Origin of the sequence: Micromonospora sp. NPDC127501 (assembly GCF_040302185.1) — a bacterium.
GTDB lineage: Bacteria > Actinomycetota > Actinomycetes > Mycobacteriales > Micromonosporaceae > Micromonospora.
In genome coordinates, this window is sequence record NZ_JBEORJ010000007.1 from 211,271 (window position 1) to 229,988 (window position 18,718).

Here is an 18,718-nt window from a genome sequence, read left to right on the forward strand (position 1 = left end):
CTTCCGCCGCTGGTCGGGACCCGGTCAAATGTATGCTCACATCGCTATGTGTGCAAGTGTACGGGCGGGGCCTTCCGCTGAGGGCAGTCCGCACACGTCAGCCGGTCGGGTCGATGGTGGTGAGCCGCTGGGTGGCTCGGGAGAGCGCCACGTACAGGGTGCGCACCCCGGCGCCCGGATCCGCCCGGATCTCGCTCGGGGCGACCAGCACCACCCCGTCGTACTCCATGCCCTTGGCCTCGAGGCTGGTCACCACCTGCAACCTCGGCGCGCCGAGCGCGCCCAGCCACCCGGCGACCTCGTCCCGGCGGGGGACCGGCGTGATCACCCCGACCGTGCCCTCCACCTCGGCCAGCAGACCGGCGGCGGCCTCCACTGTCGCGGTCTCCAACCCCGTCGCGGGCACCACCAGCTCCACCGGCTCGACCCCGGTGGAGCGCACGGCGGTCGGCAGCGGCAGGTCCGGGTAGAGCCGACGGATCTCCGCCGCCGCCACCGCGAAGATCTCCGCCGAGTTTCGGTAGTTGGTGGTCAGCGTGAAATCGTGTCGCTTGCGCCGGCCCAGCGCCTGGTCGCGGGCTCGGGTCAGCTCCTCCGGATCGCCGGTCCACGCGGTCTGCGCGGGGTCGCCCACCACGGTCCAGGAGGCCAGTCGGCCGCGTCGACCGATCATCCGCCACTGCATCGGCGAGACGTCCTGTGCCTCGTCCACCACCACGTGCGCGTACTCCCGGTAGTCCTCCGGACGCTCCCGGGCCGCCGCGCGGGCGGCCCGCTGACGTTCACCGAGGGTGCTCAGCTCACGGACGCCACCGGCGAGCTGGAACGGATCGCGTCGCGCACGGGCCGGCTGCGCGGGCTTACCGAGCAGCGCGTCCAACTCGTCCAGCAGCGCCACGTCGGCGATGGTCAGCCCGGCCGAGTCCAGGTTTCGGTACGCGGCGTTGAGCAGCCGGATCTCCGCCGAGGAGAGGATTCCCCCGGCGTACCGACGCAGCCGGTCCGGCTGCGCCAGCCAGCCGAGCACGTGCCGGGGGTGCAGCCGAGGCCACCACGCCTTGAGGAACTCCCGGAACTCCGACCGCTCGGCGATCTCCGCCTCGAAGGCCGGTTGCACCGGCAGTCGACCGCTGCTCAGCTCACGGGCCTGCGCCCAGAGCGCGGCGAACACCCCGTCGAAACCAGCTCGGCGCACCTCGTTGCGTCGTGCGCCGCGTTGCAGCGCGCGGTCCCGGATCCGGTCCAGCGCGGCCCGGTCCAGTCGCAGCAGCGTGCCGCGGTAGAGCAGCCGCAGCTCACCCGGGCCGCCCGGCACCGCGTCGCGGGCCGCCCGCTCCAGCACCCGGCGCATCCGCAGCGAGCCCTTCACCGCCGCCACCTCGGGCGGGTCGGGGCGGGTGGCGGTCATCCCCGGGAAGAGGGTGCCCAGTGAGTGCAGGGTCGCGGTGTCCTCACCGAGCGACGGCAGCACGGAGCCGATGTACTCGACGAAGACCGACGACGGCCCCACCACCAGGATGCCGCCGCCGGCGTAGCGGCTGCGGTCGGAGTACAGCAGGAACGCGGCGCGGTGCAGGGCAACAGCGGTCTTGCCGGTGCCGGGGCCGCCCGCGACGATCGTCACCCCGGAGCCGGGCGAGCGGATCGCCTCGTCCTGCTCCCGCTGGATGGTCGCCACGATGTCACGCATGCCCCGGCCGGTGGCCTTGGACAGGGTGGCCAGCAACGCGCCGTCACCGACGACCGTCATCCCCTCCGGGGCGGCCGTCGGGTCCAGCAGGTCGTCCTCGATCCGGGTGACCCGCTCGGCGCGGGACTGGATGGTACGGCGCCGCACCACGTCCAGTGGCTGCGCCGGGGTGGCCTGGTAGAACGCGGCGGCGGCCGGCGCGCGCCAGTCGACGACGAGCGTGACGGCGTTCTCGTCGCGGATCCCCAGTCGCCCGACGTGCAGCACCTGACGGTCGCGCAGGTCCAGGCGGCCGAAGACCAGCCCCTCGTGCTCGGCGTCCAGGGTGTGCCGCCGCTGCGCGGCGTGGAAGACCATCGCGTCGCGCTCGACCAGGGCACCGTGCGTGCCCACCCGGGCCATCCGGTAGCCGTCACGCTCGGCGCGGACAGCCGACCGCCGCAGCTCGGCCAGTCGGGCGTACACCCGGTCGAGGTGTCGTTGCTCGACGGCGATCTCCTGCTCCAGGCCGGTTTGGTCGGTCAACGCACGCTCCTTCAGAGGTCGCCGGCAGGCGGCGGGAACCGCGCGGGCCAACCGAGAAGGGTACGGCCCCGGGCCCGACCCGCCGCGCCCGAGGTGCGCGAACGTGCTCAGACACCCGTCTCGGCGGGGGCCGCGCCACGGCGAGCCGGCGGCGATGCGCCACGGTGGGCCGGCGGCGATTCGGCGAGCACCCGCCGCACCACGCCGGTGAGCGAGGCGTTGACCTCGTCGGGACGTTCCATCATCAGCATGTGCCCGGCACCCGGGCAGACGGTCAGCTCGGTGGCCGGCAGGGCCGCCGCGATCGACTCGGCGCACGGCGGTGGGGTCAGCCGGTCCCGGTCGCCGACCAGGGCGGCGGCCGGCAGGTGGGCCAACGCGGCGAGGGTGTCCAGTCGGTGCTGGGTGCCGATGGAGGCGCGGAACCCGCCGATCGAGCGCAGCGAGGCTCGCGCGACCGCCGACGTCACCAGGCGGATGTCGGCCGGCTCGCAGCGGTCACCGAAGAGCATCCACCGGATGCTCGGTTGCAGCGCGTTCAGCAGTGCCCGGGGCGCGCGCCACGAGCCACACCGGGCCAGCACGCCGGCGCCGGTCGTCTCGGCCAGCCGGATCAACCGGGCGATCCGCGGCGAGAGCCCGTAGACGGTGTGCGTGTGCCCCTCGGCGGTGGTCGAGACGAAGACCAGGCCGGCGGTACGGGCGGCGAAGTGCGCAGGGTGGCGGTGGGCGTACTCCATGATCGTCATGCCGCCCATCGAGTGCCCGACCAGCACCACCGGGCCGGTCGGCGCGACCGCGTCGATCACCGCGGCCAGGTCGTCACCCAACTGGGCCAGGGTGGCAGTGGGCAGCGCCATGCAACTGGACCGGCCGTGCCCGCGCGCGTCGTAGGCGACCACCCTCACGGCACCGCCGAACGGCGGTGCCGTGAGCGCGTCGACCTGCCGGTGCCAGGCGCGCCCGTCCAGCGTCCAGCCGTGCAGCAGGATGGCGGTGACCTGGGCGTCCGTCGGACCCGTCGCCTCGACGTTGAGCCGTACACCGTCCGGCAGACCGACCTCGAACCGCTCCGGCATCGCCACCTCCCCAGGGCCGCCCAGTACCACCAGCACCGGGATACCCGGCGGTAACACCGGCTACCCGCCATGACACCACGCCAATCGCGCCGTGGCGAACATTCCCGACCTCGCCCGTGCCGGACGGCGGCGGGCCAAGCTGAACGGCATGGGGTCGTCGCGAGCGCCCATGGGTGCGACGTCGGGGCAGGGGCGGCAGGCCGGCGGTACGCCCCGCGCCGCGCTGGCCGACCTGCTCGCCGGCAACCGGCGGTTCGTCAGCGGCCAGCCGGTGCACGGGCACGACGTCACGGCCGCCGCCGCGGCCTCCGGCGACCAGCAGCCGTACGCCGTGGTGCTGGGCTGCATCGACTCCCGGGTGCCGTTGGAGGCGATCTTCGACCAGACCTTCGGCGCGATCTGCGTGATCCGTACCGGGGGGCACGTGCTCGATCGCGCGGTCCGCGGCTCGATCGAGTACGTGGTCGGCCAGCTCGGCGTACCGCTGGTGATGGTCCTCGGCCACGAGCGGTGCGGCGCGGTGCAGGCCACGGTGGAGGCGCTGCGCACCGGGCAGCGTCCCGGCGGGTCGCTGGCGCACCTGGTGGACGAGATCGCCCCGGCGGTCACCGAGGCCGGGCTGGACGATCCGGCGGTGCAGCCGCTGGCGATCCGCCGGCACGTCCGGCGTACGGTGCGCACCCTGCGCGAGGACGATCTGCTGGCCGGGCCGGTGGCCGCCGGCCGGGTGGCCGTGGTCGGCGGCCTCTACGACCTGGCCAGCGGCGAGGTCGCCCTGCTCGACCCGGGCTGACCCGGCCCCCCGGACATGCGAAACCGCCCGCCGGGAACTCCCGGCGGGCGGTTTCGTTGGTGCGTGGGGGAGGGGCTCAGCCCTCGAAGACGCCGGCCGCGACCAGGCGCTTCTCGGTGGCCTCCCAGCCGTCACCCGGGTGGGTGGCAGCCAGGTTGTTGATCTCCGCCCGGATCTTGGCGGCGTGACCGGCGGCGGCCAGAACGCGGATCTCCTCGACGAAGGCGTCGGAGTCCGTGCGCAGGTGCGCGGTCTTGCCGTTGGTCAGGTTCCGCACGTAGGCGTGCTTGCCGCCGTTGAGCGGGATGAGGTACTTGAACTCGCCCAGCACGCTGAGGGCGCCACCCTGGCCAGCCTGGCCGGCCCGGACGGACGCGCGCGCGGTCTTAGAGGTGTTGCTCGCCACGGAGGTACTCCTTGCAAGACGTACGGGAGGACTGGACGTCCGGGGGCTGTGTGCGGGTCGTACGTGACTCGACCCGCGAAGGTGTAACGCGGCATAAGCCGCCGGTGGAACTGTACAGGACCACGACATCATGCTGGTCGTCGCGGTGTCCTGAGAGGCAACGGCGACCACCCGTCCGGCTATTCCACCCCGCGTTTTTTCCGATTCCCTGGCGCACCATGCGTCACAGGAGTCATCATGTGTTGCAGCAGCCACCTGGGTGGACGAGGTCGTAGGGGAAGACGCACCTCGCTCTCCGGGAGGTCACCGTGCCAACGCGTGGCGTCGTATACGTCCATTCGACCCCGCTCGCCGTGTGCTCACACGTCGAGTGGGCGATCGCGCGCGTCCTAGCCGCGCCGGTCAACCTGCAGTGGACGGCTCAGCCCGTCGACCCCGGCGCACGCCGGGCCGAGTGCGGGTGGACCGGTCGTCCGGGGACGGGCGCCGAGCTGGCTGCTGCCCTACGGCAGTGGCCCATGATCCGTTTCGAGGTCACCGAGGAGCCGAGTCCCGGCGCCGACGGTGAGCGCTTCATGTACGTGCCAGCCCGTGGCCTGTTCCGGGCAACGGTCGGCGTGGCCGGCGACATCCAGCTCGGCGAGGACCGCCTTCGGGCGCTGATGGCGACCTCCCGGGCCCCCGAGGCGCTGGCGCATGCCCTCGACAAGGCGCTCGGCACGGCGTGGGACGCTGACCTGGAGCCCTACCGGTACGCCGGGGACGGCGCCCCGGTGACCTTGCTCACTCGGGTCGGCTGACCCGGCCGGCGGGCCGCTGGCCGTACGCCGTCGAGCCGGTGACGACCGGTAAGGTCAAGTTGCCCCGATAAGGGAGAAGCTGGTGGGATGGGCGGCGTGTCGAATCGCCCGTGGCGCGCCAGTGTCGCTGTCGCCGCCCTGACCGCCCTGCTCGTCTCCGGCTGCTCAGGTGACCCGGAGCGCCCCAAGCCGACGCCCAGCCCGGTCGGCACGTCCGCGGGCCCGAGCGTCCCGGCCGCGCCGCCGGCCAGCGACCCCGCCGGCCGCGCCGCCGCGCTGGTGGCGACGCTGTCCGACGAGGACCTGGTCGGCCAGGTGCTGATGCCGTACGCCTACGGCGACTCGGCGACGAAGGTCTCCGCCGGCTCGGCGGCCGGTAACCAGGCCCTCGCCGGGGTGGACACCCCCGCCGACATGATCACCAAGTACCGACTGGGTGGCCTGATCCTGGTCGGCTTCAGCGCCGACGACCCGACCAAGGGCAACCAGGAGACCACGAACGTCGACAACCCCAAGCAGGTGCACGAGCTCACCACCGGGCTCCGTACCGCCGCAGGTCGGCTCGCCGCCGGTTCGGCGCCGCTGCTCATCGGCACCGACCAGGAGTACGGCGTCGTCACCCGCGTGACCGACGGAGTCACAGTGCTGCCCAGCGCCCTCGCGGCCGGTGCGGCCGGTGACCCGAAGCTCACCGAGGCCGCCTGGCGGGCCGCCGGCGCCGAGTTGGCCGCGATGGGCATCAACATCGACTTCGCCCCGGTGGCCGACGTGCTGGCCACCCGCAGCACCGTGATCGGCTCCCGGTCGTACGGCGCCGACCCGAAGCAGGCCGCCGCGCAGGTGGACGGCGCGGTCCGTGGCCTCCAGGCGGTCGGGGTCGCGGCCACCCTGAAGCACTTCCCCGGGCACGGCCACAGCGCCGACGACTCGCACCAGGACCTTCCGGTGCTCACCCAGTCCGCCGCGGCGTTGCAGAGCGGCGCGTGGCCGCCGTTCACCGCCGGGATGGAGGCGGGCGCGATGGCCGTGATGTCCGGTCACCTGGACGCGCGCGCGATCGACCCGGGGACCCCGGCGACGTTCTCCCACAAGCTCCTCACCGACGTGCTGCGCGGCCAACTCGGCTTCCAGGGCGTGGTGATCACCGACGGAATGAACATGCCGCCCGCGAAGCGCTGGGCTCCCGGCGAGGCGGCGGTCCGGGCGCTCAACGCCGGTAACGACCTCATCCTGATGACCCCGAACGTCGGTCAGGCATACGACGGGCTGCTCGCCGCGCTGCGCGGCGGATCGCTGCCCCGGACCCGGCTGGTCGAGGCGGTCACCCGGGTGCTGACCATGAAGTTCCGGCTCGCCGAGCTGCCGGTGGCGCAGATGTCCACGCTCAACACCCCGGAGCACCGGGCGGCGGCCGACGCGCTGGCCGCCGCCGCCGTCACCGTGCTGAGGGGTGCCTGCGGCGGAGCGGTACGCGGGCCGGTCACCGTCACCTCGTCCGGCGGTCGGGACGGCACCCGGGCCACGCTCACCGCCGCGCTGACCGCGGCCGGGGTGCAGGTCAAGCCCAGCGGCGGCACGATCGTGCACCTGGTGGGCTACGGCGACGGCACCAAGGACCTGCGCGCGGACGCGGCGGTCACCGTCGCCATGGACACCCCGTACGTCCTGGCCGACGCGAAGTCACCGACGCTGCTGGCCACGTACTCGTCCAGTCGGGCGTCGATGACCGGTCTGGCCGCCGTGCTCGCCGGCAAGGCCCGGCCGGGCGGCCGGTCCCCGGTGGCCGTTCCCGGACTGCCCGCGACGACCTGCGGTACCTGACCGTCCGGCACGGCCAGGTCAGCGCCCACCTCACTCGCCCTTGGCGAGCCCTCGCACCGCGAGCCGGTACGCCGGCAGCACGTCGGTCCGTTCGGTGATCAGGCCCTCGTTGACGGCGAAGACCAGCGTCTGCCCCGCCGACTGGACGGCCAGCGCCCAGTTCCGCGACTCATCCTCCTCCTCGACCAGCGGGTTGGTGGCGAGCCAGGTCATCTCGGTGGCGTCGAAGCCGCCGGCGCGGAGGTCGCGGAACTGTTGGCCGGCGACCGTCTCGCCGGCCCCGGCGGCGAAACTCTCCAGCGCGGCGCGCGGCGTGACCGTCGGCGAGTCCGCCGCCCAGATCCGGAGGAATCCGCCGCCGGCCGGGCGGCCGTCCACCTCACAGCGCACTGTGGTGCCGCCGCGCTTGGTGAGCGCCTCGCCGACCAGCTCGGCCAGCTCACCCTTGGGCGGCTCGATCGCCTTGGCCGTCCACCCGTCGGCCAGGGGAAACGTCACAGGTACCGGGCAGGGGGAACCCGTGCCGCCGGCGGTGCCGCTGGCCGACGCGGGGGCCACCTCGTCGTACCAGGGCTCACCAGTGGCCTGCGGGGCCGGGGCGCCGGCCGCGGGCCCGGCGGGAGCGTTCGAGTCGTCGCCGCAGCCGGTCAGCAGGCCGAGGGTGAGCGCCGCCGCCGACACGGCGACGAGGGTACGAGTGTCCATTGTGGTGATCCCCGTCAGTCGATCTTCAGTCGGCCCATCTAAGCCGTGCGGTCTCCCGACGTCAATCGCGATCGCTGCCCCGTGACCGAAATCGGGTCGCCTCGCCCCGGTCGGTCTGACAACCTCCCCCCATGGGAGCGGCAGCAGGATTCCGGCACACGCAACGGGCGGACGGCACCGTGGTGATCACCCACCATGGCCGGGTCGCCGGCACGCTGCGCGGCGCTCGGGCCGCGGAGTTCCTGGCCGAGGTCGACGACGACCCGCAGTTGGTGATGGCCCGCTGGACCGGCAACTACCGCCACGGCAACGAGCGCACCGCGAAACAGCACCCCCGCAACCGGGGCTGAACGACGCAAAGGGCCCCTCCTCGACGAGAGGAGGGGCCCGTGCGGAGGATCTCAGGGACGGGCGAAGACGAGCGCCACGTTGTGACCGCCGAAGCCGAACGCGTTGTTCAACGCGGCCGGGATCTCCATGTGGCGGGCCTTGTGCGCGGCGACATCCAGGGTGAGGCCTGGCTCCGGGTCGTCGAGGTTGATCGTCGGAGGGACGACACTGTCGCGGATCGCCAGGATGGTGGCGATCGACTCCAGCGCGCCGGCCGCACCGAGCAGGTGACCGGTCATCGACTTCGTCGCGGACAGCACCGGGTGGTCGCCGAGCGCCTTGTGCAGCCCGCCGATCTCCAGCATGTCCCCGACCGGGGTCGAGGTGGCGTGCGCGTTGACGTGCACGATGTCCCGCTTGGCCACGTCCGCGTCGGCGATCGCCTTGGCGATGGCCCGGATGGCGCCCTCGCCCTCGGCGTGCGGCTGCACGATGTCGTACGCGTCGGAGGTGATGCCGGCACCGGCGAGGCGCGCGTACACCCGGGCGCCCCGGGCCGCGGCGTGCTCGGCCCGCTCCAGCACCACGATGCCGGCGCCCTCGCCGAGGACGAAACCGTCCCGGCCCCGGTCCCACGGGCGGGAGGCCCGCTCCGGGTCGTCGTTGCGGGTCGACATGGCCCGCATCGAGCTGAAGCCGGCGATCGGCAGCGGGTGGATGACCGCCTCGGTGCCGCCGGCCACCACCACGTCGGCCCGGCCGGAGCGGATGATGTCCAGACCGAGGGCGATCGCCTCGGCGCCGGTGGCGCAGGCGCTGGCCACCGAGTGCACGCCGGCCTTGGCGCCCAACTCCAGCCCGACCCAGGCGGCCGGACCGTTCGGCATCAGCATCGGGATGGTGTGCGGGGACACCCGCCGTGGCCCGGAGGCCTCCAGGATGTCGTCCTGGGCGAGCAGGGTGGTGGCACCGCCGATGCCGGAGCCGACGCTGACGGCCAACCGCTCGCCGTCGAGGTCGGAGCCGGCGAGGCCGGCGTCCGCCCAGGCCTGCTGCGCCGCGATGATCGCGATCGCCTCGGAACGGTCCAGGCGGCGCAGGCGAACCCGGTCCAGCACCTCGGACGGCTCCACGGCCAACTGGGCGGCGATCCGGACCGGCAGTTGCTCGGCCCACTCCTGGGTGAGGGCACTCACCCCGGAGCGGCCGGCGAGCATTGCGTCCCAGGTCGACGCGACGTCCCCGCCAAGCGGGGTCGTCGCGCCGAGCCCGGTGACGACGACGTCAGGACGACTCATGATCAGGACTGCGCCGCGATGTAGCTGACAGCGTCGCCGACGGTCTTGAGGTTCTGCACCTCGTTGTCCGGGATCTTGACGCCGAACTTCTCCTCGGCCGCGACCACTACCTCAACCATGGAGAGCGAGTCGACGTCGAGGTCGTCGGTGAAGGACTTCCCCTCGGCCACGTCGTCCGGGTTCACTCCGGCAACCTCTTCGAGGATCTCGGCGAGGCCGGTGGTGATCTCGTCACGGGTCATTGCGGTTGGTTCCTTTCATCGGGGTTCTCCGGCGGTCGGCGTCGCCGACCGCCACTCCTCGACGCGTACGCGCCCGAGGGGGTCATCAGGGGCAGCGGACGACCTGACCGGCGTAGGTCAGGCCACCGCCGAAGCCGAAGAGCAGCACCGGCGCGCCCGAGGGCACCTCCCGGCGCTCGACCAGCTTGGACAGGGCCAGCGGCACACTCGCCGCCGAGGTGTTGCCGGACTCGACGATGTCCTTCGCGATGATCGCGTCGGGGATGTTGAGCCGCTTGGCGATGCCGTCGATGATCCGGGCGTTGGCCTGGTGCGGCACGAAAGCGGCCAGCTCCGACGGGTCGACCCCGGCCCGCTCGCAGGCCTGGAGCGCGAGCGGCGCGATCGCGGTGGTGGCCCAGCGGAAGACCGCCTGACCCTCCTGCTGGATGTACGGGCGCCAACCCTCGATGCGGACCGCGTCGCTCTTGTCCGGCACCGAACCCCAGACCACCGGGCCGATGCCGGTCGGCTCGTCGTCGGCGGTGGCGGAGACCACCGCGGCACCGGCCCCGTCCGCGAAGATGATGCAGGTGGAGCGGTCGGTCCAGTCCGTGAAGTCGGACAGCTTCTCCGCGCCGATGACGATCGCGTTGCGCGACGCCCCGGCCCGGATGGCGTGGTCGACGGTGCCCAACGCGTAGGCGAAGCCCGAGCAGGCGGTGTTGAGGTCGAACGCGCCCGGCGCGGTGATGCCCAGCTTGGCGGCGACCCGGCAGGCCACGTTGGGGCTGCGGTCGATGGAGGAGCAGGTGGCGACCACGACCAGATCGATGTCGGCGGCGGTCAGGCCCGAGTTGGCCAGCGCCTTACCGGCGGCCGCGGCGGCCATGTCGGCGACCGTCTCACTGTCGGCGATCCGCCGGCTGACGATGCCGACGCGGTCGCGGATCCACTCGTCGTTGGTGTCGACGAGCTGGGCGATGTCGTCGTTGGTCACCACCCGGGAGGGCTGGTAGTGCCCCATCGAGACGATGCGACTGCCAGTCATGAACGACCTCCGATACGGGCGATCAGGTCCCGTGCGGCCGGCAGGTCGTCCGGGGTGTTGAGGGTGACGATCTCCGGGGCGCCGTCGCCCTTGAGTTCCCGCTTGACCAGGCCGGCGAGGGTGCCGGCCGGGGGCAGTTCGATCACGCCGGTGACGCCGAGGTCGGCCAGCGTGCGCATGCACAGGTCCCAGCGCACCGGCGCGGTGACCTGACGAACGAGGCGCTGCACCATGGCCGCGCCGTTGTCGACAGCGGTGCCGTCGAGGTTCGACAGCAGGGTCCGGGCCGGGTCGGCGGGGGTGATCCCGGCGGCCTCCGCGGCGAGCGCGGTCTCGGCCGGGGCCATGTACGGCGTGTGGAACGCGCCGGCCACCTGGAGTCGGATGATCCGGGTGCGGGCGGGCGGCGCGGCGGCGAGCTTGTCGAGCCCGTCCAGGGCGCCCGCGGCGACGATCTGCCCGGCTCCGTTGCGGTTGGCCGGGTAGAGCCCGTTCGCCTCGATCGCGGCGATCACCTCGTCGGGGTCGCCGCCGAGCACCGCTGCCATTCCGGTCGGCTCCAGCGCGCACGCGGCAGCCATCTCCCGGCCGCGGACGCCGGCCAGGGTGATCGCGGCGTCGGCCGACAGCACACCGGCCAGCGCGGCGGCACCCAGCTCGCCGACGCTGTGGCCGGCGGTGAGTGCGACGCCGTCCAGCGGCAGGTGCTCGGCCGCGAGCAACGCCGCGGCGACCAGCAACGGCTGGGTGCGGGCGGTGTCCTTGATCTCGTCGGCGTCGGCGGCGGTGCCCAGGTGCAGCAGGTCGACCCCGGCCAACGCCGACCAGTCGCGCAGTCGCGCCTCAGTGCCGGGCAGGTCGAGCCAGGGGGTCAGGAAGCCGGGTTTCTGAGAACCCTGGCCGGGACTAAGTACGGCGAGCACGTCTATGACTCTCCCGGATAACGGCGGGTAACGCGGTGCCGCCTTCGACCAAACCACACTAGGACCTTTAGAGGTTTCCTACAAAGATCGGCGGGGATCATCCTCGGTTTGGGCGGATTTCCGGGCAGCCGGGGTCATTGTCTGAGTCGGGACCGGCGAGGCCAGCGGGGCGACCGGATCCAACCGACCCACGGTCAGCGCGACCTGAAGGGCGAACGCGTCGCGCGGCGACAGTGGCGAGAACCCGGTCACCTCGGCGATCCGGCGCAACCGGTAGCGCACCGTGTTCGGGTGCACGAACAGTGCCCGGGCCGCGCTCTCCAGCGTGCCACCGGCGGCCAGGAAGGCGTCCAGGGTCGCCAGCAGTTCCCCACCGGCGCGCACCAGCGTCGCGTACACGTCGTGACGCAGCCGCCGACGGGCCTCCGCGTCGCCGGCGAGGGCCCGCTCCGGCAGCAGGTCCGCGGCCGGCACCGGCCGGGGCGCGCTCGGCCAGGCCGGTGCGGCCCGAAAGCCGGACAGCGCGGCCCGCGCCGACTCGGTCGCCTCGTCGAGGCTCGGTACGGCGGGACCGACCACCACCGGGCCGTCCCCGAACGCGCTCAGCAGCTTCGCGGTGGCGGTCAGCGGGTCAGGTGCGCCGCCCAGCACGATCACCAGCCGGTCGCCGTGCACACCGCCGATCACCTCCACGCCGATCCGGCGGGCCTGCCGGTAGACCACGTGCAGCACCGCGGAGACCTCACCGCCGGGCGACCGACCGACAGCCACCGCCACCGGCGGCGCGTCCGCCCAGCCGAGCGCGGCGGCCCGACTGGCCAGGACGTCCGGCGAGTCACCGCGCAACAGCGCGTCGACCAGCAGCGCCTGCAACCGGGCGTCCCAGGCGCCGCGCGACTCGGCGGCCCGCGCGTACACCCGGGCGGCGGAGAACGCGATCTCCCGGGAGAAGCGCAGCACCGCCTCGCGTAGCTGCTGCTCCTCGCCCTCGGCGGCCAGGTGCGACACCTGCTCCTCGACCACGTCGATCGTCACCTTGATCAACGCCACGGTCTGCTGGAGGGTGATCGACCGGGCCAGCGCCTGTGGGGCGGCGGCGAAGACCTCGTCCGAGACCTCCTGGGTGCTGTCCGCCGTGCCGCCGCCCTCGCGCAGCCACTGCACCAGCGACCTCGCGCCCGCCTGGGCCACCAGCATCACCCAGGAACGCTGGTCGGCCGGCAGCGCCCGGAACCAGGGCAGCGTCTCGTCCATCCGGGCCACGCTGGAGGTGGCCAACGCCCCCGCCGATCGTTCGATCCGGCGCAGCGTGGCCGACAGCTCCCCACCGCCCGGCGTGCTCACCGCCCTAGCCTGACACGTCGTGAGCAGGCCAACCACGCCGGCACCGGTACCGCCGACCATCGTCGGCGCGCCCAGCGGGCCCGTCTCACGGCTGTGGGGGAGCGGGCAGGCCCACCTCCTGGGCCAGGATCGCGGCCTGCACCCGGCTGCGAAGGTCCAGCTTCGCCAGGATCCGGCTCACATGGGTCTTGGTGGTGCTCTCCGCCAGCACCAGTCGATCGGCGATCTGCTGGTTGGACAGGCCCAACCCGAGGCAGGCCAGCACGTCACGCTCACGCGGAGTGAGGGTGTCCAGCGCGGCCCGGGCGTCCGCCGACGCACCGGGCGCGGTGGCCGCGAACGCGGTGATCAACCGGCGGGTCACCGTGGGCGCGATGAACCCGTCACCCCGTGCCACCGTCCGCACCGCGTTGACCAGACCGTCGGCGTCGGTGTCCTTGAGCAGGAACCCGGCCGCGCCGGCCCGCAACGCCCCGAAGACGTACTCGTCCAGGTCGAAGGTCGTGAGCACCAGCACGTCGGCGAGCCCGTCGCTGACGATCGCCCGGGTCGCGGAGATGCCGTCCCGGTGCGGCATCCGCACATCCAGCACCGCCACGTCGGGGCGCAGCTCCCGGCACAGGCGCACCGCTGCGTCGCCGTCGGCCGCCTCGCCGACCACCTCGACGCCCGCTGAGCCGTTCAGGATCAGGGCCAGTCCGGCCCGTACCGCCGGCTGGTCGTCGGCCAGCACCACCCGTACCGTCGCCGGACCCGCGTCGGCCGGCGGCCGCGCCGGCCCGGTCACCCGCCCTCCCCGGTGGGCAGGGCCGCCCGCACCTGCCAGCGGCCGTCGTGCGGCCCGGCGGTGAACCGGCCGGCCAGCAGCGTGGCGCGCTCGCGCATGCCGATCAGCCCGGCTCCGGCGCCCGGCAGCCCGGCCCCGCCCCGACGCACCGGGTTCTCCACCGTCAGCACCACCTCGGCCGGCCGGTACGCGATCGTCAGCTCCGCCTCACCCGTACCGTGCTTGAGCGCGTTCGTCAGCGACTCCTGCACGATCCGGTACGCGGCGAGGTCCACCCCCACCGGCAACGCGCCCGGTGTGCCATCGGTCCGGACCCGGACGGCGAGGCCGGCCGCCCGGACCCGGTCGACCAGTCCGTCCGCCTCGGCCAGCCGCGCGGTGACCACCTCCGGCGCGGCCGGGTCGGCGCCGGTTCCGGGCTCGCGCAGCACCTCGATCATCTGACGCATCTCGGCGAGGCCCTGCACGCTGCTCTCCCGGATCACCCGCAACGCCGACTCCACCTGCCCGCGATCCAACCCGGGCACGGAGAGCACGGCGGTGGCGTGGATGGCCACCGCGCTGAGGTGGTTCGCGACCACGTCGTGCAGCTCCCGGGCCATCCTGGCCCGTTCGGCGCTGACCGCCTGCCGACGGTCCAACTCGACCAGCCGGGCGGTCTGCTCGGCCCGCGCCCGCTCGGCGGCGGCCTGGTCGCGGTACTGCCGCACACTGATGCCGGTCAGCACCGGCAGCAGCCCGGCGAGCACCACCAGCACCCCGAGCGCCGCCCCGCGCCACTGGCCGTACGCGAGCACGCCGACGACCACCCCGACCAGGCTCAGCGCCACGGTGATCCGCAGCAACCACCGCCACAGCCGGGGCGGGCCGTACACGCAGGCGTCGTAGAGCACCTGCGTGTAGACCAGGACCGTGCCCAGCGAACTGCCCAGTGCCGTGTCGACCACCAGCGCGCCGGTCCCCACGGCCAGGCTGGCGCGGGGTGCGACCCGCCGCAGGCCGACGGCGACGCAGACCGCCACCAGCGGCGGCAGGAACAATGCCGACGGCACGTTCGCGTCGGGGCGGACCTGCGGTTGCCACCCCAGGGCGTGCAGCACCAGACCACCGGCCAGCGACGCGCCGGCCAGCACGAGGTCGCGGCCGAGGGTGCCGGAGTCGAGCCACGGTGGCGCACGCATGCCCCGATCCCACCACAGTCGTCGCCCACCGAACTCCCACCGGGGGAGGACCTCTACCGCACCGCCATGCGCCGAAAGGGGTACGCGGACCCGTACCGACCGCCGGTACGGTCCTCGGCCGTCACGCGCCGGGTGAACGGCACGAAAAGAAGCTGTGAACTGCGTAACCGGCCCCCGCGCCCGGCAAAGTCTCCAAGGACCGGCCGGTCCGGACCCTGGGTACGCTGCGCGCGGCCCCGTCGGTCCCGGCCAGTACGGTGACAGGGCACCTCGGGGAGAGCACCCGAGGGTGAGGCGAGCGTGAGGAGACCGGGGATGGCGCACGGGGAGGCCGAGCACGGCTGCGCCCAGGGCGAGCCCTGCCGGCCGGGGCACCACGACCCGCAGGCGGCTGGCAAGCACCGGCGGCCGGTCGGCGGCGCACCATCGCACCCGGTGGAGCCACTGCACGGGCGCGTCGACGACGAGCCCGTGCTGCCGCGCCAGCGCTCCGCCGAGCCTGCTGGTCTCGCCGAGCCCGACTCGGACGTTCCCGCTGGTTGCCTCAGCGAACTTCCCGGCTGGGCCGGGGCGCACCGGCACGGCGCGGTCCGGCCGCGGCCGCGGGCCACCCGCCGGGAGCGCCCACCGCGCCGCTGGTGCTGAACACCGCCGGCGCACTCGCTGATCAGCGAGTGCGCCGGGTCAGCGCCAGCTCAGCGGGTGCGGCGGCGGATCAGCAGGGCGATCCCGGCGAGGCCGACCGTGATGGTCAGCATCACGCCGACGTTGAGCAGCAGCAGGCGTTGCAGGTCGCCGAGCGCCTCGTCGAGGTCCTTCGCCGGGTCCAGCGTGTCCTCCGGGAGCACGCGCTCGCCGCCGCCCGCGCCCCCACTGACCGTGTCGAACTGCCGCTCCAGCGGCACACCGGCGGTGCGCAGGGTCTCGGACATGCTGAGCCGACCCAGGAACCATCCCGCGGTGGTCTTGCGGCCGTCCGGCTGCTTCGCCGGCCGGTAGACGCGGGGGCCGCCGATCGCCTTGGGATAGAGGTCGTAGGTCTGCTTCGGCGTCTCGCCAGCGAGCACCACGACCGTGTATTTCGGACCGAGGTTGGCTGCCTTCGGACCGGTCGGCATGCCGGTACGAGCGAGGAAGTTGACCTGGTCGATGACCGCGCCCACGAGGGCGGGCTCCTTGTCCGCGTGCAACCGCAGCGGCTCGGACAGCCCCGTGCCGGTGATGTCCACTGCGGCGGGTGCCGGCTTCGGCGCCGCCGAGGCCGAGCCAGCGGTGCCAAGCGACAGCAGTGCCACCGCCAGCGTGCCCGCCAACACGGCGGCCAACCGCCTCATGTGTCGGACCATCCCGCCTCCTCGCCCCGTTCGATGGATGGCTTCGTCGTGACGTCTGGACCGATCTGCCGGTGCGGCATCGACCGGATGGTCGCGTCCACTCCTACAGACTCCGCAGAACGTCGATGAGTTGCAGCTTTCGGAACAGTAATTGGAACTATCTGCGATCTCTGCTCGACTAATGAGGAGCCGTTTGATCAGCGGGCGGATCGTACCCTTACGGAGGGGTTCATGGGGGGCAGGGTTACACGTACGGTGCGGGTCATGCCAGTGGTGCTCGGCGTGGCGTTCGGTGTGTCGTTTCTGGTGCCGGCGACACCGGCCGCCGCCCACAACGAGCTGACCGGTAGCAACCCGCGCGACGGCGCCCGCGTGGCGTCGGCACCCGCCCGGGTCGAGCTGCGGTTCCTCGCCAAGCCGTCGCCGACCACGACAAAGATCACAATAACCGGACCGGACAATGTGGTCGCTGGCGGGACTCCCGCCTTCGACGGCAGTCGGGTGCGGGTGCCGTTCAAGCCGGCCGCCGCCGGGCTCTACATCGTCGGCTACCAGCTCGCGTCGTCCGACGGGCATCCGGTGAAGGGCGAGGTGCGGTTCACCCTCACCACCGGCACCGCCGCCGACCCGTCCGCCTCGCCGTCGGCCGCCGCCAGCGCCGGCCCGACCGGTTCGCCCTCAGCCGTCGGCGTGCCCTCCGCCGGGCCCGCATCGGCGACACCCGGCAGCTCGACGGCCTCCACTGTGCCGGCGGCGTCGGAGCAGTCCGACTCCGGCGGTCGCTGGTGGATCTGGGCGCTCGGCGGCCTGCTGCTGCTCGCCGCGCTCGCAACCGGCCTCGTGTTCCGCCGCAGACGCGGAGCCCAGTGATCAGCGGAGCGGAGCGCAATGCGCTCCGCTCCGCGATCTTGCACTTGCTGCCCCGACACAAGGGGCATCCCACTCATGTCGACAACCGAAACCGCAAGATCGGCGAGGTTGTCTTCGTCAGACCAGGCGCAGGCGGGCGGCGCGGATCCGGGTCAGGGTGCGCTCGCGACCGAGCACCTCCAGCGACTCGAACAGCGGCAGACCCACGGTCCGGCCGGTGACCGCGACCCGCACCGGTGCCTGCGTCTTGCCGAGCTTGAGGCCCCGCTCGGCGCCGACCGCCTCCAGCGTCGACTTCAACGACTCGGCGTCCCAGGACTCCAGCGCCTCGAACGCCGCGACGGCGTCGTCCAGCAGCTCGGCGGAACCGTCCTTCATCGTCTTGGTCCAGGCGGCCTCGTCGATCAGCGGTGAGGCCAGGAAGAGGAAGTCGACGTTCGGCACGATCTCGCTGAGCACCGCGATCCGCGTCTGGGCCAGCGGCGCCACGGCGGCGAACGCGTCGGCGTCGAACTCCTCCGGCTGCCACGGCGGCGGTGCGATGGTCCCGGTGCCGGTGAGCCACGGCTGGCAGGCGTCGATGAACTCGGCCACCGGCAGCGCGCGAATGTACTCGCCGTTGAACGCGCGCAGCTTCTTCTCGTCGAAGAACGCCGAGGAGAGGTTGACCTCGTCCAGCCGGAACTCGTCCTCGATGACCGACCAGGGGACGATCTCCCGGTCGCCGGAGGGAGCCCAGCCGAGCAGCATGAGGTAGTTGCGCATCGCGCCGGCCAGGTAACCCTCGTCGCGGTACGCCTCCAGGGCGACCTTGTCCCGGCGCTTGGAGAGCTTCTGCCGCTTCTCGTTGACCACCACCGGCACGTGCGCCCAGATCGGCGGCTTGACCCCGAGGGCTTCCCAGAGCAGCTGCTGCTTGGGGGTGTTGGGCAGGTGCTCCTCGGCCCGGATCACGTGGGTGATCCCCATGGTCATGTCGTCGACGACGTTGGCCAGCAGGAAGACCGGCGAGCCGTCGCCCCGGGCGATGACGAAGTCCTCGATGAGCTTGTTCTCGAAGGTGGGCTCACCACGGATCAGGTCGACCACCACTGTCGCGCCCTCGTCGGGCGTACGGAAGCGCAGGGCGTGCCCCGGGCCGGGGCCGAGGCCACGGTCGCGGTGGTAGCCGTCGTAGCCCTGGTACTGCGAGCCGGTGCGGGCCTGCACGTCCTCGCGGGTGCAGTCGCAGTAGTAGGCGCGGCCCGACTCGTACAGGCGCGCGGCGGCGGCCCGGTGCTCGCCGGCGTTCGCCGACTGGAAGTACGGGCCCTCGTAGCTGCCCCGGGAGATCCCGATCCAGTCCAGCGCGGAGAGGATGCCCTCGGTCCACTCGGGCTTGTTGCGCGCCGCGTCGGTGTCCTCGATGCGCAGCACGAACACGCCGCCCTGCTGCTTGGCGTAGATCCAGTTCTGCAGCGCCGAGCGGGCGCCGCCGACGTGGAACATACCGGTCGGGGAAGGGGCGAAGCGCACACGTACTGTCACGTCCCCCAGCCTACGGCGGGGGTCGAGCGCATT

18 protein-coding genes and 1 pseudogene are annotated in these 18,718 nt (G+C 73.1%); 6 read left to right on the forward strand and 13 right to left on the reverse strand.

The window, feature by feature from the left end:
* Positions 1–97: 97 nt before the first annotated feature.
* Both ABTW72_RS18565 and ABTW72_RS18570 read right to left on the reverse strand, forming a co-directional pair.
* A complete protein-coding gene (locus ABTW72_RS18565) occupies positions 98–2,215 on the reverse strand; it encodes a HelD family protein (protein ID WP_350860284.1) in 2,118 nt (705 codons plus the stop codon).
* A gap of 107 nt (positions 2,216–2,322) precedes the next feature.
* Positions 2,323–3,294 (reverse strand): alpha/beta fold hydrolase, encoded by a 972-nt coding sequence (locus ABTW72_RS18570; protein WP_350860286.1) that lies wholly within the window; start codon positions 3,292–3,294, stop codon positions 2,323–2,325.
* A gap of 169 nt (positions 3,295–3,463) precedes the next feature.
* On the opposite strand from ABTW72_RS18570, the gene ABTW72_RS18575 reads away from it, so the two are divergent.
* Entirely contained in the window at positions 3,464–4,087 is a 624-nt protein-coding gene (locus ABTW72_RS18575) for a carbonic anhydrase (protein ID WP_350860494.1), read from the forward strand.
* 76 nt (positions 4,088–4,163) lie between these two features.
* On the opposite strand, the gene ABTW72_RS18580 is transcribed toward ABTW72_RS18575, so the two are convergent.
* The gene (locus ABTW72_RS18580) at positions 4,164–4,493 is read right to left on the reverse strand and encodes a hypothetical protein (RefSeq protein WP_030330285.1); all 330 of its coding nucleotides are present in this window, start codon (positions 4,491–4,493) and stop codon (positions 4,164–4,166) included.
* A 308-nt stretch (positions 4,494–4,801) separates the two neighbouring features.
* On the opposite strand from ABTW72_RS18580, the gene ABTW72_RS18585 reads away from it, so the two are divergent.
* Together ABTW72_RS18585 and ABTW72_RS18590 are read left to right on the forward strand one after the other, a co-directional pair.
* Positions 4,802–5,293, forward strand: a complete 492-nt coding sequence (locus tag ABTW72_RS18585) for a DUF3145 domain-containing protein (protein WP_350860288.1) — start codon at positions 4,802–4,804, stop codon at positions 5,291–5,293.
* A gap of 87 nt (positions 5,294–5,380) precedes the next feature.
* Positions 5,381–7,114 carry a glycoside hydrolase family 3 protein gene (locus ABTW72_RS18590; protein ID WP_350860290.1) on the forward strand — a complete coding sequence of 578 codons (1,734 nt, stop codon included), beginning with the start codon at positions 5,381–5,383 and terminating at the stop codon, positions 7,112–7,114.
* 30 nt (positions 7,115–7,144) lie between these two features.
* Here ABTW72_RS18590 and ABTW72_RS18595 read toward each other — a convergent pair whose 3' ends face one another.
* Entirely contained in the window at positions 7,145–7,819 is a 675-nt protein-coding gene (locus ABTW72_RS18595) for a lipoprotein (protein WP_350860292.1), read from the reverse strand.
* A 131-nt stretch (positions 7,820–7,950) separates the two neighbouring features.
* Here ABTW72_RS18595 and ABTW72_RS18600 point away from each other — a divergent pair, with 131 nt between their 5' ends.
* Positions 7,951–8,169, forward strand: coding sequence for a hypothetical protein (locus ABTW72_RS18600; RefSeq protein WP_091409273.1), 219 nt, complete (start codon positions 7,951–7,953; stop codon positions 8,167–8,169).
* Between the two features lie 51 nt (positions 8,170–8,220).
* Here the strand turns inward: ABTW72_RS18600 and fabF are convergent, their stop codons facing one another.
* The 7 genes and pseudogenes from fabF to ABTW72_RS18635 form a co-directional block, all read right to left on the reverse strand.
* Positions 8,221–9,447 (reverse strand): beta-ketoacyl-ACP synthase II, encoded by a 1,227-nt coding sequence (gene fabF / locus ABTW72_RS18605; RefSeq protein ID WP_124855678.1) that lies wholly within the window; start codon positions 9,445–9,447, stop codon positions 8,221–8,223.
* A 2-nt stretch (positions 9,448–9,449) separates the two neighbouring features.
* Complete coding sequence (locus ABTW72_RS18610; RefSeq protein ID WP_030330276.1) at positions 9,450–9,689, reverse strand: acyl carrier protein; 240 nt, start codon at positions 9,687–9,689, stop codon at positions 9,450–9,452.
* Between the two features lie 85 nt (positions 9,690–9,774).
* Positions 9,775–10,719 (reverse strand): beta-ketoacyl-ACP synthase III, encoded by a 945-nt coding sequence (locus ABTW72_RS18615; protein ID WP_091409280.1) that lies wholly within the window; start codon positions 10,717–10,719, stop codon positions 9,775–9,777.
* A gap of 5 nt (positions 10,720–10,724) precedes the next feature.
* A pseudogene (locus ABTW72_RS18620) lies at positions 10,725–11,642 on the reverse strand (ACP S-malonyltransferase); the annotation flags it as partial.
* A 78-nt stretch (positions 11,643–11,720) separates the two neighbouring features.
* Complete coding sequence (locus ABTW72_RS18625) at positions 11,721–13,046, reverse strand: PucR family transcriptional regulator (RefSeq protein ID WP_350860295.1); 1,326 nt, start codon at positions 13,044–13,046, stop codon at positions 11,721–11,723.
* A gap of 25 nt (positions 13,047–13,071) precedes the next feature.
* A complete protein-coding gene (locus ABTW72_RS18630) occupies positions 13,072–13,773 on the reverse strand; it encodes a response regulator (protein ID WP_350860297.1) in 702 nt (233 codons plus the stop codon).
* A complete protein-coding gene (locus ABTW72_RS18635) occupies positions 13,770–14,954 on the reverse strand; it encodes a sensor histidine kinase (protein ID WP_350860299.1) in 1,185 nt (394 codons plus the stop codon). Before ABTW72_RS18635 ends, ABTW72_RS18630 begins: the two co-directional genes overlap by 4 nt.
* 315 nt (positions 14,955–15,269) lie before the next feature.
* Between ABTW72_RS18635 and ABTW72_RS18640 the strand changes: the two genes are divergently transcribed.
* Positions 15,270–15,599 carry a hypothetical protein gene (locus ABTW72_RS18640; protein ID WP_112582586.1) on the forward strand — a complete coding sequence of 110 codons (330 nt, stop codon included), beginning with the start codon at positions 15,270–15,272 and terminating at the stop codon, positions 15,597–15,599.
* Positions 15,600–15,649: 50 nt separating this feature from the next.
* Here ABTW72_RS18640 and ABTW72_RS18645 read toward each other — a convergent pair whose 3' ends face one another.
* On the reverse strand, positions 15,650–16,300 hold the full coding sequence (locus ABTW72_RS18645; RefSeq protein WP_350860301.1) for a hypothetical protein: 651 nt from the start codon (positions 16,298–16,300) through the stop codon (positions 15,650–15,652).
* 252 nt (positions 16,301–16,552) lie between these two features.
* On the opposite strand from ABTW72_RS18645, the gene ABTW72_RS18650 reads away from it, so the two are divergent.
* Positions 16,553–17,158, forward strand: coding sequence for a copper resistance CopC family protein (locus ABTW72_RS18650; protein ID WP_350860303.1), 606 nt, complete (start codon positions 16,553–16,555; stop codon positions 17,156–17,158).
* A 117-nt stretch (positions 17,159–17,275) separates the two neighbouring features.
* On the opposite strand, the gene gltX is transcribed toward ABTW72_RS18650, so the two are convergent.
* Entirely contained in the window at positions 17,276–18,685 is a 1,410-nt protein-coding gene (gltX, locus tag ABTW72_RS18655; RefSeq protein WP_350860305.1) for a glutamate--tRNA ligase, read from the reverse strand.
* Positions 18,686–18,718 lie beyond the last annotated feature (33 nt).